13 protein-coding genes are annotated in these 15,421 nt (G+C 42.0%); 5 read left to right on the plus strand and 8 right to left on the minus strand.

Annotated features, from left to right (window positions below):
• The first annotated feature begins 44 nt into the window (after positions 1-44).
• Entirely contained in the window at positions 45-989 is a 945-nt protein-coding gene (locus tag IPP86_00625; protein ID MBL0137016.1) for a putative sulfate exporter family transporter, read from the plus strand.
• A gap of 66 nt (positions 990-1,055) precedes the next feature.
• A complete protein-coding gene (locus tag IPP86_00630) occupies positions 1,056-2,813 on the plus strand; it encodes an SLC13 family permease (protein MBL0137017.1) in 1,758 nt (585 codons plus the stop codon).
• Between the two features lie 9 nt (positions 2,814-2,822).
• Here IPP86_00630 and IPP86_00635 read toward each other — a convergent pair whose 3' ends face one another.
• The 6 genes from IPP86_00635 to IPP86_00660 form a co-directional block, all read right to left on the minus strand.
• Positions 2,823-3,980 carry a zf-HC2 domain-containing protein gene (locus IPP86_00635; GenBank protein ID MBL0137018.1) on the minus strand — a complete coding sequence of 386 codons (1,158 nt, stop codon included), beginning with the start codon at positions 3,978-3,980 and terminating at the stop codon, positions 2,823-2,825.
• Positions 3,970-4,557, minus strand: a complete 588-nt coding sequence (locus IPP86_00640; protein MBL0137019.1) for a sigma-70 family RNA polymerase sigma factor — start codon at positions 4,555-4,557, stop codon at positions 3,970-3,972. Before IPP86_00640 ends, IPP86_00635 begins: the two co-directional genes overlap by 11 nt.
• A gap of 273 nt (positions 4,558-4,830) precedes the next feature.
• Entirely contained in the window at positions 4,831-5,520 is a 690-nt protein-coding gene (locus tag IPP86_00645; GenBank protein MBL0137020.1) for an ATP-binding cassette domain-containing protein, read from the minus strand.
• A complete protein-coding gene (locus tag IPP86_00650; GenBank protein ID MBL0137021.1) occupies positions 5,507-6,466 on the minus strand; it encodes a hypothetical protein in 960 nt (319 codons plus the stop codon). The genes IPP86_00645 and IPP86_00650 overlap by 14 nt, the downstream gene beginning before the upstream one ends.
• Positions 6,467-6,568: 102 nt before the next feature.
• Positions 6,569-6,997 (minus strand): hypothetical protein, encoded by a 429-nt coding sequence (locus IPP86_00655; protein ID MBL0137022.1) that lies wholly within the window; start codon positions 6,995-6,997, stop codon positions 6,569-6,571.
• A gap of 22 nt (positions 6,998-7,019) precedes the next feature.
• On the minus strand, positions 7,020-7,304 hold the full coding sequence (locus tag IPP86_00660) for a hypothetical protein (GenBank protein MBL0137023.1): 285 nt from the start codon (positions 7,302-7,304) through the stop codon (positions 7,020-7,022).
• Between the two features lie 127 nt (positions 7,305-7,431).
• Here IPP86_00660 and IPP86_00665 point away from each other — a divergent pair, with 127 nt between their 5' ends.
• From IPP86_00665 to ppk1, 3 genes are all read left to right on the plus strand, one after another.
• Complete coding sequence (locus tag IPP86_00665) at positions 7,432-7,932, plus strand: histidine phosphatase family protein (protein MBL0137024.1); 501 nt, start codon at positions 7,432-7,434, stop codon at positions 7,930-7,932.
• A 159-nt stretch (positions 7,933-8,091) separates the two neighbouring features.
• A complete protein-coding gene (locus IPP86_00670; protein ID MBL0137025.1) occupies positions 8,092-8,340 on the plus strand; it encodes a hypothetical protein in 249 nt (82 codons plus the stop codon).
• Between the two features lie 21 nt (positions 8,341-8,361).
• Positions 8,362-10,449: a polyphosphate kinase 1 gene (gene ppk1 / locus IPP86_00675; GenBank protein MBL0137026.1), complete on the plus strand. Its 2,088-nt coding sequence runs from the start codon at positions 8,362-8,364 to the stop codon at positions 10,447-10,449.
• 137 nt (positions 10,450-10,586) lie between these two features.
• Here the strand turns inward: ppk1 and IPP86_00680 are convergent, their stop codons facing one another.
• Together IPP86_00680 and IPP86_00685 are read right to left on the minus strand one after the other, a co-directional pair.
• Positions 10,587-11,330, minus strand: a complete 744-nt coding sequence (locus tag IPP86_00680) for a response regulator transcription factor (protein ID MBL0137027.1) — start codon at positions 11,328-11,330, stop codon at positions 10,587-10,589.
• Positions 11,331-11,396: 66 nt separating this feature from the next.
• Positions 11,397-15,035 (minus strand): histidine kinase, encoded by a 3,639-nt coding sequence (locus IPP86_00685; GenBank protein MBL0137028.1) that lies wholly within the window; start codon positions 15,033-15,035, stop codon positions 11,397-11,399.
• Between the last annotated feature and the right edge of the window lie 386 nt (positions 15,036-15,421).

Genomic DNA, 15,421 nt, shown 5'->3' on the forward strand with positions numbered 1-15,421 from the left:
GGGGAAATTGTACGATATTGGGGCGGAATTCTGTTATTATAAGCATGTCTGAGCAGACCAGGTGGACGAAAGAGGCGGCAGCCAAACCGGTATTTTGGGTTGCGCTGGCGATTATTCTTGTGTTTTTTTTATCGGCGAGTTATGCGCTGATGCTTGGTTTGTTGATCGGGATAGTGTTTGGCAACCCCTTTCCAAAACAATCAAAAGTTGTTACGAAGTATTTATTGCAAGGCGCCATTGTGGGGCTCGGCTTTGGAATGAATTTTACAAAAGTTGTGGAAGCAGGAAAAGACGGATTTGTTTTTACCGTATTGACCATCTCTGCGGCAATGGGTTTTGGATTTCTTCTTGGAAGAATATTAAAAGTTGAGCGAATCATTTCTTATCTCATTTCTGTTGGAACCGCGATTTGCGGAGGAAGCGCAATCGCGGCAGTTAGCCAGGTTGTACAGGCCGATGAAAAAGACATTTCTGTTTCGATTGGAACTGTATTTATTTTGAACGCGATCGCGTTATTTATTTTTCCTCCGATTGGAACATATTTCGGATTGACACAACAGCAATTCGGAGTGTGGGCCGCGATCGCTATTCATGACACAAGCTCTGTTGTTGGTGCTGCATCACATTATGGAAACGAAGCGCTGATGGTTGCGACAACCGTAAAGCTTGCAAGGGCGCTGTGGATTGTGCCACTGGCGTTGCTTACTTCTCTTGTTTTTAAAAAACAAAGTTCGGCAGCGAGTCTTCCCTGGTTTATTCTCTTTTTTATTGTAGCGTCATTAATCAATACTTACACACACATTCCGCCATCTGTTTCAGAAGTAATTGTAAAGATTTCAAAAACAGCCTTTAGTGTGACACTTTTTTTGATTGGCGCAGGGATTTCGATGAAGACAATTAAAAAAGTTGGAATTCGGCCTCTTTTGCAGGGGGTAATTTTGTGGTTGTTTATTTTAATTTCTTCTTTATTTTTTATTATTCATTACTAAGCGTATTTTCGTTTACCCCTACGTTAGTCGGACGGAATCATTGTTGCAACCCGTAATTTCTTTTCGATGGAGATTGCAATTGTACTGGGACTACTAGTCCTCACAGTAATATTTTTTTCTACAGAAAAATTTTCTGTGGATGTTGTTACGATGGGTATGCTGTTTGTTTTAATGGCGACCAAAATAATTACACCACAAGAGGCTTTTTCCGGATTTGGCAGCGACTTCATTGTAATTCTTGCATCTATTTTTGTTATCAGTGGAGCATTGCAACAGACCGGTGTTCTTGATTTAATCGGATCAAGACTTTTGTCGCTTGCAAAATCTAATCCAGGTTACATCATTGTGTATATCATGGTTGCTGTTGGGCTTACTTCGGCATTCATGAACAACACCACGGTAACTGCTATATTTCTTGCGCCGGTCATAGCGGTTGCAAGAAGCATGAAAATAAGTCCATCGAAGGTGTTAATTCCGGTTGCCTATGCATCTATTCTTGGCGGCACATGTACCCTGATCGGGACGTCAACAAATATCGCGGTAAGCGGCTATCTCGAGAAGGTTGGTATAGAACCATTGCGAATGTTTGAATTTTTACCTGTTGGACTTGCATTGTTTGGTGTGGGGTTATTGTATATGTCAGTTTTTGGAAAGAGGGGATTGCCCGACAATAAAGACGAGAGCCTTGAGGCTGAATTTGGTTTGCGTGCTTATGTAAGTGAAATTGTCATCGCGAAGAACTCTCCGCTTGTTGGTAAAGGGATATTCAAATCGAACCTCAGTAAAATGGGATTTCGGATTTTAAACGTAATCCGTCTCGGGCATAATTTTCTTCCGGACAATACCACCACTATTGAAGCGGACGACATCCTGATCGTAGAAGGAAAGCTGGATCATTTGATGGCCGTAAAAGAAACAGAAGGAATTGATATTCGCGCCGATGGACTGTTGGATTATTCTTTGCAAAGCGATAAAATAAAACTCGCGGAAGTTCTTGTAACCCCACAAGCAGAGTTCGTCAATAATAGTTTGAAAAGCTCTAACTTCCGTCAGAAATACGGACTGGTTGTTCTTGCAATCAACAGATCCGGACAAACATTAAGAGAAAAACTGGGAAGCGTGATATTGCGTGTAGGAGATATTTTGCTGGTACAAGGTCCTGTTGAAAAGATCAATTATTTCAAAACCTCCCGGGACATAGTTATCCTTGATGACTTCAGACCTCTTTTATACAAAAAGAGAAAAGGCTTTTTCACGCTTGCTGTTTTCATCGCATCGATTATTTTGGGATCATGCGACATTCTCCCTCTTTCCGCGGCATTAATTTTAGGTGTGTTGATTGTGGTCCTGATGAAAGCCGTCAGTGTCGAACGGGCCTACGAAACCATAGACTGGAAACTGTTGATCATGATTGGCGGGATGTCGGCATTCGGAACGGCGATGACAAAATCCGGTGCGGCAACGTGGTTGTCTCAGAATATTGTCAATGTGATGGAGCCATTCGGAACGATCGCGATTATGGCCGGCTTTGTGATTCTCACTGTATTTTTGACACAACCAATGTCTAATGCGGCCGCGGCACTTGTGGTTTTACCTATCGCCATTGAAACAGCAAGACACCTCGAAGTGAATCCAAGAACATTCGCGATAGCTGTTATGTTGAGCGCGTCAGTTTCATTGGTGACCCCATTTGAACCATCCTGTATTTTGGTTTACGGTCCTGGAAAATACCGCTTCATTGATTTTTTCAAAGCAGGAGGAATCCTGACAATTCTATTGATGGCGGTTCTGATGTTGCTGATTCCGTATTACTGGCCACTTTGATCCGGAAGATCAATTCAGTGTTTTGAGGAGAGAGTCGGCGCTTAACTGACGAGGACAAATTTTTGCAGAGAGCGACTGAAGAAGTGGTCGGGCTTTTTCGGGCTTATTCATTTTTAAATAAATCAATGCCTGAAACCAGTTAGCATCGTCAGCCCTCAAAGAATCGCTTTTGGCAATTGAGTTGAAAAGAGAAAGCGCACGGGAATATTTGCCTTGATCGTAGTAGCGAACGGCATCGCTAAAATCTTCCTGTCGGATATCTTTTGAACTTAGCGCCTCCTTTTTTTTGTATTCACTTTCTTTACCGGGTACAGAAATCGACTTTAGTTCGTTTGTCTTTGAATCATCCCTTACAGCTGAACCTGTGGCCGTTGTTTGAACAGATTTAGCATCAAGAGCTTCATTTTCTCGCACCGATGCCGCTTCGTCAGCTTGTTTGGTTTCAACAGTAGCGGATGGTTTTGGAATTTTTGTTTCCGGAATGTGTTGCATGTTGTCCGACAGGTTTCTTGCATCAACAATTCCTTTTTTGTCACTCATCGTAATTTCTTCCACTGATGCGGCTCCGTTGCCAGAACGACTCAGCTCAGGCGGCGCCGGCATTGCTCTTTTTTCAAGAGAAGAAAATCCGGATGCCGCTGATGCATCCTGACCAGCTCCGTTTGCATCTTTACTTGCTTTAAAATTGTTCGCGACAACAGTTTTTGATTCATTGTCTTCGATGGTTTTCTGATCACTTTCCGCTGCTGCCGGAACCATTGACGGAGAAATAGAATCCATTTTTGGCTGAGCATTCGCGATTGCTTTTTCTGACTCATTATTTTTCTCTGAACGGAGAAAAAGGTAAAGCGCACCAACAGAAACAAAGAGAAAAACAAGCGAAGCCGCAAGTCGCATGTATGGCCGGAATGAAAAAACGCGGGATTCTTTTTCCACGATTGCCGCATCAATACGGGCGTGCAGTTCGGCGATATCGGCGGACACATCTGTTTCGGAATCCATCATCATGAAACCGTCAACAGCATCGGAACAGAGCGGGCAGCCGGCAAGATGAAGCTCAACTTCACGGGCTTCTTCCGGCGAAGAAAGATCTCTCGCGTAACGAATAAGCGTTTCGTGATCGGGACAAGGCCCGGAGTCCAGAAATGTATGTAGCTTATCGTCCATCTTTTCGTTCCAGAATGATTTTTAAATTACGTTTTCCATTTTGAATATGACTTTTTACATTCAGCATGGAAAGACCCGTTTGATCTGCAACCTCTTTGTAAGATTTTTCCTGAAGGTAAAACAACTCTATACATATTCGCTGTTCGTCTTTCAGTTTTTTTATTGCCTCTTCCAGATTTTTATAGGTGGTTTCTTTGTCGGCAGCGTCATCGGGATGCCAGATCGCATGCATTTCCACAACCTCAAGACCGGAAACCTCGTCTTCCATGGGCTGATGGTAAATTCCTTTTCGGCCACGAAGGATCATCAGACAGTGGTTTCGGGCGACGGCATGCAACCAGGACTTAAAAAACGAGATTTCGTGTTTGAAAAGATCTTGCTGGAGTTTTTCAAAGATGTTCATGACGGCATCTTTGGATTCATCGGGATCTTTCAGGTATTTGAGGCAAACACCGTAGAGTTGATGTGTATAGCGCTTGAAAAGCAGACCAAAAGCGTTTTTTTCGCCTTGTTTGTACAGGGCGACCAGCTCCAGGTCGGTTTTTTTACTGAGGTCGTTCACGTTTATTCGTCCGATGAAAATACGGGGAATATTTTTGAGGAAATGCGTTCTATGGGAAAGCTTATTAACGGGCCTTGGGCATTTATTATTATTGCCACGAATGCACGAATTTTAGGGATTGCTACGAATGCACGAATCAGGTGAAGATTCGTTTTATGAGATCAGAGGAGCGGTCTTCGGCTGTTTTTCGGAGCAAGGTGCCGAGAGATTCGAATTAGCGGGCCTTGGGTGTTTATTATTATTGCCACGAATGCACGAATTTTTTTGGGGTTGCCACGAATGCACGAATTAGGTGAAGATTCGTTTTATGAGATCAGAGGAGCGGTCTTCGACGGTTTTTCGGAGCAGGGTGCCGAGAGATTCGAATGTTTCCTTTTGATAAGTACCGGCAATAATGCCATTTTCGAGATGATGGATAAAGTCACAAACAGAAACCAGGGTTTCGTAGACGTGAGAAGTCACGATTACGGTTTTTCCTTGTTTGCGAAATTCATCAAGGAGCAATTTTAAGACGGTGGTTGACTCAAGATCAAGGCCGTTGTAGGGTTCGTCGAGAAGATAAATATCCCGGTCAAGTTTAAAGACGGCCAGCAAAGCAAGTTTTTTCTTCATCCCCGTCGAATATGTTTCAATCAAATCATCCAGGGGAAGAGAGAAGATCGCGTTCCAGTTTTCGAGCACAAATAGTTTTTTCCCGGAAGGAAAAATGGAAAGGTATTCTCTTCCGGTGATGAGCGGATAGAAATAATTTTGTGTTTCAAGTAACCCGATTTCTTTTCGTGAAAGGCCCCCGCCGGATCTGGAAATTTTTCCTGAAACAGGTTTGACAAATCCATACAAGGCATTTAACAGTGTTGTTTTCCCTGAGCCGTTTAATCCGACGAGCCCATGAATTTTTCCCTCTTCCAGATTTAGATTGAGCGATTTCAAAACCGCGTGCGGCCCATACGCTACATTCACGTTTTCAAGAGTGATCATCGAGGTAATTTTTCAGATTAATTTTTGAAAGCGAATAATTACGTATTGCAACAATTAACGGAATCGGAAACAAAAATGGAATTAATGTGGACGCGAACAACAAGGCAACCCAAATCGAATCCGCGGTAAGTTTTTTGTCCGGACGATACAGCGCATATTTTAAGGTGATAAAGTAAAATATATTGATCATGTAAACACACCAGGCGATCAGGACCATATACCAGTGTTCAGGATGTTGAAACAGATAGATGATAAGCGCCGGAAGTAAGAAGAAGCTTGTAAATTTGGAATGTCGGAGAATTTTTTTCTTCAGGAAGATTGCCGGTTCAAGAGGGTCCGCGTTCAGAATTGCCAAAGATTCTCCATTCGTATAAAAACCACTGATCACGAATGTCAGAAACGCAAGAATAAATAAGCCTGCAAAAGGCAGAAACGAAAGCCCGATCGCAAGCAAATAAAAAAGCAACACTTGCAATCCCCAGCGTCTGTAACCGCTTCGCCACTCGAAGCCGGGTACAGGAATTAGTGTAGTGAATCGTATAGGAACAAATGCGAAAGTCCTTGCACTATTGGAACGCACAGGAACAAGGCTGATAATCCCGATAAACAACAGCAATTCTAAAATAGTGAACAGGAAAAGTGACCAATATTGATGAAAGAGAAACAAGAGAAAAAAGGGGAGAAGGAGCGCGAAATATTCTTTGAGATAAATTTTCCAGGGACGCGGGCTGAGTATATTCAAAAAGCGATGGTCACTCCGGACTAAATGCAGGGACCCGATTAAAACCGGGCAGGAAAACATTACAACGATGGAAAATGAATAATCATTCATTTTTAAATTTAAACCATAAATAGCATACAGCACGACAGTGGCAATAACCAGCCAGTAGAGGACCGGAAGTCCTGAAAAAGAACGTTTGATTTGCTGTAATCGGATCCGAAGCATTTGGGCTAAATATGTATTGCAGAATTAATTGTTCAGAAAAGTAGAAAAAAAACCATCATCGGGGGGATGATGGCTGGTAAAGCAAAAAAGAAGAATACGACATTACAACCCGACAGGAAACGGAGTCAGGGCTTCATCAAAGGATAGAGAAAGGGATTCAGAGCGACAGGATGAAGTGTTTTCTGCGGACGAAGGAGTCTGACGGTACCAGCGCTTTTCATCCAATGCATAGAGAAAAAACTCTTTTAGTGAAAAGGAACGGATCAGTTTTTGCGCGAAGCGAGACATTTCAGGAAGATCCGCTTTATTGCAAATCTCTATTGCGACTACGGGCATAAATCCGTTTTCTTTTCCGTAAACGACAATATCCGACTCTTGTCCCGGGGAATTAAAAACATCAAGCTCTCCATCACAAACAGCTTCATATTTTGAGGGATCAAGAAACCGGGACAACTTGTAGGAGAATTCCCGGGAAATAAATTTTTTTGTGATGCCTTCAGGTGTCGACAAGGAGTGGTTGAGTGTGTTCATGTTGATTTTGGTTTTTTTGGAACTATCGGATGAATCGAACGATCATACTGATACTGAAATACAGAGAAAACCAAACCAGCAAATACGTTCTGTAGATGATTTTTAAGAATGTTCTTTTCAAATTTGCCGTGATTGAAGTTTTCCTTTTTTTCTTATTCTCTTCCGGATCCGGATCGGCCTGGTAGAAATGTACGGCGTCATGATATGTTCCTTTGTTCAGATACACATTGTTAAAAGGATCATTCTGGCGGAAGAGAAGAGTGCCGAGAGCTGTCAGATTTGTAAATCGGGGATTGGCAACAGACATGCGTTTAATTTTTTTGTAAAAGTATCTTCCGTGTATTCATGCAGAATTAAGGGATTGCTAAATTCATGTAAACAATTGCAGCATATTTTAAAGCGGAATAAGCTCGGTAAGCTTACCTTTGCAATCCATGAAAACCCTTTATCTCGTCCGTCACGCCAAATCCAGCTGGTCTCAGCCTGATCTGCCGGATATTGACCGCCCACTGAATGAACGCGGCTACGGTGATGCCCATCTGATGAGTAAAACATTGCTGCATCGTATTCCGGTGCCGGAGCAGTTCATCAGTAGTTCGGCAGTAAGGGCCATGACCACCGCCTTGATTTTTGCGAGAAAATTTGGCTATCCGGTTGAAAAAATCCGGATTGAATCACAACTGTATGAAACCAGTGTACAGGATTATCTGGAAGTAATCTCCAGAGTGTCCAACGAAACTCATAGCCTGATGATTTTTGCACACAATTTTACAATCAGCGAAATCGTTCCATATTTTCTGGGCAATCAACTGGAAGAGATGTCGACTTGCGCGGTTCTGGGAATGAGCCTGGATGTGGAAAGTTGGTCAGAAATCCGCGAAGCAAAGGGAACCCAAACCCTATATCTTTTCCCTAAGATGTTAAAGGAAGTGTAAACGTTTGGTTAACATTGTGTTAAGCTTTTAAAAGCGATTGAAATTACCGAAGAAAGTTGAATATTTGGTTCTTTTAACAACCCGGAGTAACAAAGGATAGTTCTCCGTCACAAACATTCATCATACCCCTGATCAGATACAGGTCTTAACTTTATAAACATGAATAAAGAGGATAGAAAAAAACTTGAAACCACCTTGCTTTCAGCCATGGAAGGGATTCTCCACCCACAGCACGAGAAAACAACAAAAAAAATCCGTAAATTTCTAAAAGAGCACAGCAAGAATATCGCGAAGAAATTTTTGAAGGTCCAGAATAAGGACGCCAAAAAAATTGCCGCGAAAAAAATAGCTGTCGCAAAAAAGAAAAAAGCTCCGGCGAAAAAGGCCGTCGTTGCGAAGAAAAAATAAAGGAAAGAGTATTGGTGGTTTATGGGAAGAAAAAATGTAGAGTTGATCGATCGCGACCTGAGTTGGCTATCGTTCAATGCAAGAGTGTTACAGGAAGCGGAAGACCCTACCGTTCCACTTTTAGAGAGATTACGTTTTCTGGGAATATTTTCCAGCAACAGAGATGAATTTTTCAGAGTACGCGTCGCCACCATACGACGTATGACTAAATGGGGCAAGAAAGGAAAAGATCTTTTGGGTACCGACCCTGAAGAACTCCTCGAGAAGATTCAGAAGACCGTTGTCGCCCAACAAAAAAAATTCGAAAAAGTATATTCCGAAATTCTCCTCGAGCTCGAGAAGGAAAATATTTCCATCATCAACGAGCAACAGCTGACAAAGGAGCAGGGCATTTTCGTCCGGAATTATTTTCATGAAACGGTTTACCAGTTTTTGGTGCCTATCATGATCGACTCCTCTCCGAAATTTCCCTATCTCAAAGACAAGAGCATTTATCTCGCGATTGTACTGGGAAGAAAAGACAAAAGTAAAAAGGATAAATATTCTCTCATTGAAATTCCGTCCGATGTTATTTCACGGTTTCTTGTATTGCCATCCGTAAACGACAAACGACACATTATCTTGCTTGACGATGTCATCCGGTTTTGTCTCGATGACATCTTTTCCATTTTTGATTACGATTCTATTCAGGCATATACCATTAAACTCACGCGAGACGCGGAACTCGACATCGACAGTGACGTGAGCAAAAGTTATGTCGAGAAAATTTCAAAAAGTGTCAAGCAAAGAAAAAAAGGAGACCCTGTCCGGCTGGCTTATGATGAGAGCATTCCCGTAAATCTTCTTGCTTTTATTCTCCGGAAAATAAAATTGTTTAACGAAGAACACCTGATTCCGGGAGGACGCTATCATAACTTCAAAGACTTCATCACCTTTCCGAATGTAGGACGGAAAGAACTGCGCTACACGAAAATCAAGCCCATCGATCATCCTGATTTAAAAGGACAACGAAGTTTGTTCAAAATACTCAAGAGTATGGATGTGTTGCTAGCTTATCCATACCATTCTTTTCATCATATCATTGATTTGTTGCGTGAGGCATCCATTGATCCCAAGGTAACCGCCATTCGATTGACATTGTACAGAGCAGCGAACAACAGCAGCTTTGTGAATACGCTGATCAACGCGATCAAGAATGGTAAGCAGGTTACGGCCGTTGTTGAACTGCAGGCTCGTTTTGATGAAGAAACAAATATTTTCTACGCGAATAAATTACAGGAAGAAGGCGCGGAGGTAATTTTTGGGGTTCCCGGATTAAAAGTTCACAGCAAACTCATTCTGATTACAAGAACAGAGGGAGGCAAACAGGTGAACTACGCGCATGTGGGCACAGGAAATTTCAACGAGTACACCGCGAAAATTTACAGTGATCACGCCCTTCTTACTTCAGATAAGCATATCACATCCGAAGTAGAAAGACTGTTTAGTTTTTACAAAGACAATTATAAAACCGGTCACTACAAACATCTCATCGTTTCTCCATTCAATACCCGGAAACGATTCAGCACGATGATTGAAGATGAAATTGAAAACGCGCGCGCCGGTAAAGAAGCCGGAATCATTCTCAAAATGAACAGCCTTGTTGACCGGGAAATGATCGCCACCTTATACGAGGCCAGCCAGGCCGGAGTAAAAATAAAACTCATTGTCAGAGGCATTTGTTCGCTTGTTCCGGGAGTCAAAGGGGTGAGTGAGAATATTGAAGTCATCAGCATCGTCGATAAATTCCTTGAACACAGCCGGATTTACATTTTTCACAACCTGGGCAAAGAAAAAGTTTACATCGCTTCCGGTGACTGGATGTACCGCAACCTCGATCATCGCTCCGAAGTCGCCGTTCCGATTTTTGATCCTCGTTTGCAGGAAGAGTTAAAGCATTTTATCAACATACAATTGCAAGACAACACCAAAGCGCGCATCATTAACAAAGTCCAGGACAACAAATATGTTATGAGCGAAAGCGGAAAGAAAGTTCGCGCGCAGACAGACATATTTACCTGGTTGCAAACAAAAGCCAGAAAGAAAGAGCCGGAGCAGAGCCAGGCATAACAAATATTTTTGGAACGATCCGGCACGATGATTTACAATCGCCATACCCTTGCTTCGCCGGCCGACGCTCAACCCTGCGCATGGCTACGCCAGGGGTTAGTTTGCGGGCCCGGCAGATTTTCTACAAAGGGGATCCATCAGAATTTGTCAAAGAGCGCGAAGAACTCTTCTCTTCTTGCTCTTGCAATTCCAACCTGTGTGCCATCATTCATGATCACGTAACCACCATCGCTGCGTACGAATTTTTTTATTTCGTTCAGGTTAACGAGGAATGAGTTGTGAATCCGGAAGAAATCTTTCTCCGGCAATGTTTCTTCAAACTCTTTCAGTGATTTTGCAAGCAGATATTTTTCTCCGTCAACCAGTTTTACATGCGTGTAATTACTTTCCGATTGACAATACATGATGTTGTTCGTGTTGACAAACACCATTCCGTCTCCTGTAGACAGGGCGATGCGAGTGGGCTTGTCATTGTGTCTTAAACTGTTGAGTAAAATATCAAACTGTTCTTTCATTGGTCCGCGCTTCAGAGCGAGAATGCGGGAAACTGTTTCTCGGAGATCGTCCGGGTCAATTGGTTTCAACAGGTAATTCAACGCGCTGTATTTAAAGGCGCGCAGTGCAAATTGATTATATGCCGTTGTGAAAACAACCTGGAAGGAAATCGTTCCGAGCTTTTCCAGCAGATCAAAGCCGCTCATTTTGGGCATTTCAATATCCAGGAAAACAACATCCGGTTTGAATTTCTGTATTGCAAGAATACCGTCTTCGCCGCTTTCACAAGAAGCGTCAACCTGAATTTCCGGACAATGCATTTTCATCAGTATACTTAATGTTTCAATACACTGTGGTTCATCATCAATAATTATCGCACGTATCATCCTGTTTTTTGTATTGTAATTTATATTTATTCTATTCACTCAAAGAATTTATCCGTTCTGCTTATTTCATTTGTGTGGACTTCCTGTATCCGTAAAAAGGCTCCCCGGGGAAATCCGGATTGTAACCCGCGTCCCGAGAGCGACACCGCTTTCGTCTTTCAAATCTTCAACGCGTACACAGGATTCGGAATTTCCTTCACTATTTAAAAGAGCCAGTCTTTCCGTTGTAAGCTTTAAACCAAGCGATTTTCGACCCGAGTAATTTTTTGGCTTTGCTTCGGCGGAGGCTTGTCGGCCCACACCATTATCTTCAATTACACATTCGAGTAAATCATCTTTCTGTCGAACCGATACGGTAAGCCTGCCATTACTTTCTTTGTGAAGAAGCCCGTGCCAGATGGCATTTTCCACAAATGGCTGAAGAATCAATGGAGGAACTCTGACAGCATCCGGCATCACATCCGTGTCAACAACAATTTCGCTACTGAATTTTTTACCAAAACGGAGAGCCTCCATATCGATGTAAAGTTTCAGCGCATCCAGTTCGCTTTGCAGGGTTATCGATTTTTCATTAGAGTGTTCAAGAATCAGACGAATCAGTTTGGAAAATTTTATCAGAAAAGTGGAAGCGGTACCAACATCATTCTGTAAAATGAAACCATTGATAGAATTGAGGCAGTTGAAAATGAAATGTGGATTCATTTGCGCCTGTAAGGCCTGCTGACGGGTATAACTGATTTGGTTGCGAAGATCCGAAAGGCGTTTTTCTTTTTCTTCAATTTCAAGTTCACGTTGCGCTTTTACGATTTTTGTCGCTGTGATGGATGCAATGGTTTGCAACAGCTCAAGATGCTGACGAGTAAAGAAGTTCCTGCGCGGATGTTCCGAATCGATCACGCCGATTACTTTTTTATCAGCGATGATCGGAACAGCCAGTTCGGAGAGTCGTTTGGAATCATCTGTGATGTAACGCGGATCTTTGGAAGTGTCTTTCACGATTTCCGCTTTTCCGGATTGTGCAACACTTCCAACAATTCCTTTTCCAAGAGGTATCTCTATCGGATTCAGAATGTAGTTTTCTCCTGAGTTTTTATTTCCGAAAGCAGCTTTCTGAATCAGCACATTTTTTTCTTTATCCAGTAAATACACAACACAATCAACCAGGTTAGTCCGGGTAATAACATTATAGGTAATATCCCACAACAATTCATCGACCTTACTTTTTCCCTGTAATGAATTCGCGAAATATGCAATCGCTTTATCGCTTTCGTTTTTCAACAATTTCTTCCTGAACAAACGGAGATACCAGATACCACAGGCCACAAGTACAAGTACAAGTAAAAGGCGGAACCATACAGTCACGTAGAATTTTTTGGCAACGTCTATTTTCAATCCGGCAGGACTTTCGGTCCACGATCCGTCGGGATTTTGCATTTTTACTTTAAACACGTATTTGCCACCGGTCACATTTGTGAAATAGGCAGTTTGCTGATTACGGCAGTATACCCATTCGTCGTTGGCACCTTCCAGTTTGTATGCGAACTGGACATCCTTGTTTTCAAGAAGGTTCAGTGAAGCGAAGTTCACTGTAAAATAATTTTGCGAGGATTTAAGTTTGATTTCCTGACCGGAACTCAGAAAAGGAATTGTATTTATTCCATCAGAAAAACCACTGATGGTAACAGGAACGCGTTGTCGGTTTTCGGCAAGCGGATCGAAAATTAAAAAACTGCCAAGACTCTCAGATGCGACTCTGCCATCCGGAAGCAGACATGAATAATTTGCATAAGAATTATTGGTACGCGCGAAACCGACATTGAAATTTTTTACCAAACCGGTTTTTAATTCAACCATTGAATACTCGGAGTAGTACGATAACCAAAGTCGTCCCCGTTGATCCGCAAATACGTGGTTGTATTGAAAATTTGACAAGCCTTTGAAATGCGCAGCAGTGTCAAAACGTCCAGCAAGAGGATCAAACTTTTTTAAGCCACTCAAAAAACTCAGCACCCAAATTTTGTTTTCTTCGTCAACGGTGAAACTGTAGAATACATCCTGATCAATTCGTTCTGATTTTTTAATTGGATATTCGAATGTGTCGCTGCTTTCATTGTAACGAACAAGACCATTTTTTTCCGTACAAAACCACACAACTCCACGACGATCTTCCAAAATGGAATAGATGTAATCAGCCGTAATGCCAGTAGAATCTGTCACGGTTCTGGGATAGTGTTTGTATGTTCCTGTCGTAGTGTTGTAACAGAACAATCCGTTTTTATGACTACTGAACCAAAGGTTTTTGTTTTTTGTCAGCAGCATACTGAAGATATACTTTCCGTCAACACTGTCGGCTTTTGAAAAAACATCCAGCTTCCTGAACTTGTCTTGTCTAACATTGTATTCCTGAATTCCATCAAGAGACCCGAAGAACAAACGATCAGAGTCAGCGGCCATCGCATTAATCAGAAGATCTCCGGATTTTTTCTTTCGAAGATTTTCGAGAATGTTATACGCCTCGAAACGTTGTTCTGCTGTGTTGAATTTCAACAAGTATTGATACGATGGCGCGAACCAGACATTGTTTTGTTTGTCACAATTCAGCATCTGGTGCATATAATATTGTCGTGTATGAGAAACTGAATCCGGAAAAGGATAAACTGAAATAAACTGATGTTCCGGATTAAAGTAACTGATACCGCTGACCGTACCAATATAAATTGTTCCGGAGCTGTCCTGGTGGGCGTCAAGAAAATAATCGGCAGCAAGAGAATGACTGCGTTCATTCGCGTGTTTGATTATAAATGTTCTACCTGAGTTTTTCTCCAGATAAAGCACGATTTCATTTTCCACACTCATCCACAGATTTCCGGAACGATCTGAAAGAATGCAATCAAAATACAAGGGTTGATTGGATTTATTTTCGGGAAAAGTAGAGCTCAGCGAACGGGAGGAAAAGTCATATGTGTAAATCCGCTGGTCATCGCCATCGGCAAAAACGAGATTCTTGTTTTTGTCGAGAGTTATCGGACCGGAATAATGATCTTTGAAAAGAGGAAGCCGCTCCGGATTGTTGTAATGACTGAAATAGGTACGTTTATCCAAATCAAAATACTTCAGGCCATCGGAAGTTCCTATCCAAATTCCGTTCCGGAGAGGGTCTTCCAGAAATGACTTATTTACAACGGGCATTCTTGTTGTTGTTTTTCCGGAAAGGATTTCCGGATAATGAACAAAAGCATCTTTTAAAGTATCATAAATAAAAATGCCACTGAAAGAATAGGTTACGATTTCTCCTTTTCGTGTTTGAACAATTTCATTCGAAGAGCCGAGGATACGTTCTCCGGTCGCTTTATTTTTTAATTCATAATTTTTAAATGTATCAGAGTTCCTGAAAAACCTGCTGACACCGGCATTTGTTGAGCACCAGATTTCATTGTTATTCCCTTCGCACAATCCATATACGGCATCGTTATATAATTTTTGAGGATTCGCAGGATCCGCCTTCCACACAAAAAAGTGCGAACCGTCATAACAATTTAGTCCGTTGAGGGTTGCTATCCAGAGAAAACCATTTTTGTCCTTCAGAATATTGTTGACATTTCCGTTTGACAACCCCTGCTCTGTTAATATACTCCGGAAATAAAATTGCTTTTCAGGATAAGCGGCTTGCTGTGAATAACACAGCAAGCCGGACGTGAGGCCCATAAAAATCAAAATGAAAAATTTTCGGCAGAGGCTCATGGAATAGTAGTGAACAAAACCGATTCGAAGCGACAGAATATTTCCGGACAGGGACTTTGCATCGACATCAGAGGCAAGATAATACAATTGACTTTTCCGGAGGAGAAATATTTGTAATTGGCAGATTTCCTGAGAATCCGGCACCTCTGCTGATCAATTGGTTTTACCCGTGGATCCCGTCGAGACTGGTACACTACTTCCTGAGAAAATTGGTTTTTTTTTCTAATTCAGAATCTTTCGTAATAAAAAACCGGATTCTCAGACAATCTGCCAATTGCTAAGTCATTCCGCCACTTTCTAATTTCCATACAAAAAGGGGAGATACACACATTATGTTTGAGCCAAAATCA

Source organism: Bacteroidota bacterium (assembly GCA_016720935.1).
In the GTDB taxonomy this organism is placed as follows: domain Bacteria; phylum Bacteroidota; class Bacteroidia; order AKYH767-A; family 2013-40CM-41-45; genus JADKJP01.

What these genes read in the sequence shown, in the direction of transcription:
- IPP86_00625 (MBL0137016.1), top strand. Translation starts at nt 45, where the DNA reads ATGTCTGAGCAGACCAGGTGGACGAAAGAGGCGGCAGCCAAACCGGTA.
- IPP86_00630 (MBL0137017.1), top strand. Translation starts at nt 1,056, where the DNA reads ATGGAGATTGCAATTGTACTGGGACTACTAGTCCTCACAGTAATATTT.
- IPP86_00635 (MBL0137018.1), bottom strand. Translation starts at nt 3,980, where the DNA reads ATGGACGATAAGCTACATACATTTCTGGACTCCGGGCCTTGTCCCGAT.
- IPP86_00645 (MBL0137020.1), bottom strand. Translation starts at nt 5,520, where the DNA reads ATGATCACTCTTGAAAACGTGAATGTAGCGTATGGGCCGCACGCGGTT.
- IPP86_00650 (MBL0137021.1), bottom strand. Translation starts at nt 6,466, where the DNA reads ATGCTTCGGATCCGATTACAGCAAATCAAACGTTCTTTTTCAGGACTT.
- IPP86_00655 (MBL0137022.1), bottom strand. Translation starts at nt 6,997, where the DNA reads ATGAACACACTCAACCACTCCTTGTCGACACCTGAAGGCATCACAAAA.
- IPP86_00660 (MBL0137023.1), bottom strand. Translation starts at nt 7,304, where the DNA reads ATGTCTGTTGCCAATCCCCGATTTACAAATCTGACAGCTCTCGGCACT.
- IPP86_00665 (MBL0137024.1), top strand. Translation starts at nt 7,432, where the DNA reads ATGAAAACCCTTTATCTCGTCCGTCACGCCAAATCCAGCTGGTCTCAG.
- IPP86_00670 (MBL0137025.1), top strand. Translation starts at nt 8,092, where the DNA reads ATGAATAAAGAGGATAGAAAAAAACTTGAAACCACCTTGCTTTCAGCC.
- ppk1 (MBL0137026.1), top strand. Translation starts at nt 8,362, where the DNA reads ATGGGAAGAAAAAATGTAGAGTTGATCGATCGCGACCTGAGTTGGCTA.
- IPP86_00680 (MBL0137027.1), bottom strand. Translation starts at nt 11,330, where the DNA reads ATGATACGTGCGATAATTATTGATGATGAACCACAGTGTATTGAAACA.
- IPP86_00685 (MBL0137028.1), bottom strand. Translation starts at nt 15,035, where the DNA reads ATGGGCCTCACGTCCGGCTTGCTGTGTTATTCACAGCAAGCCGCTTAT.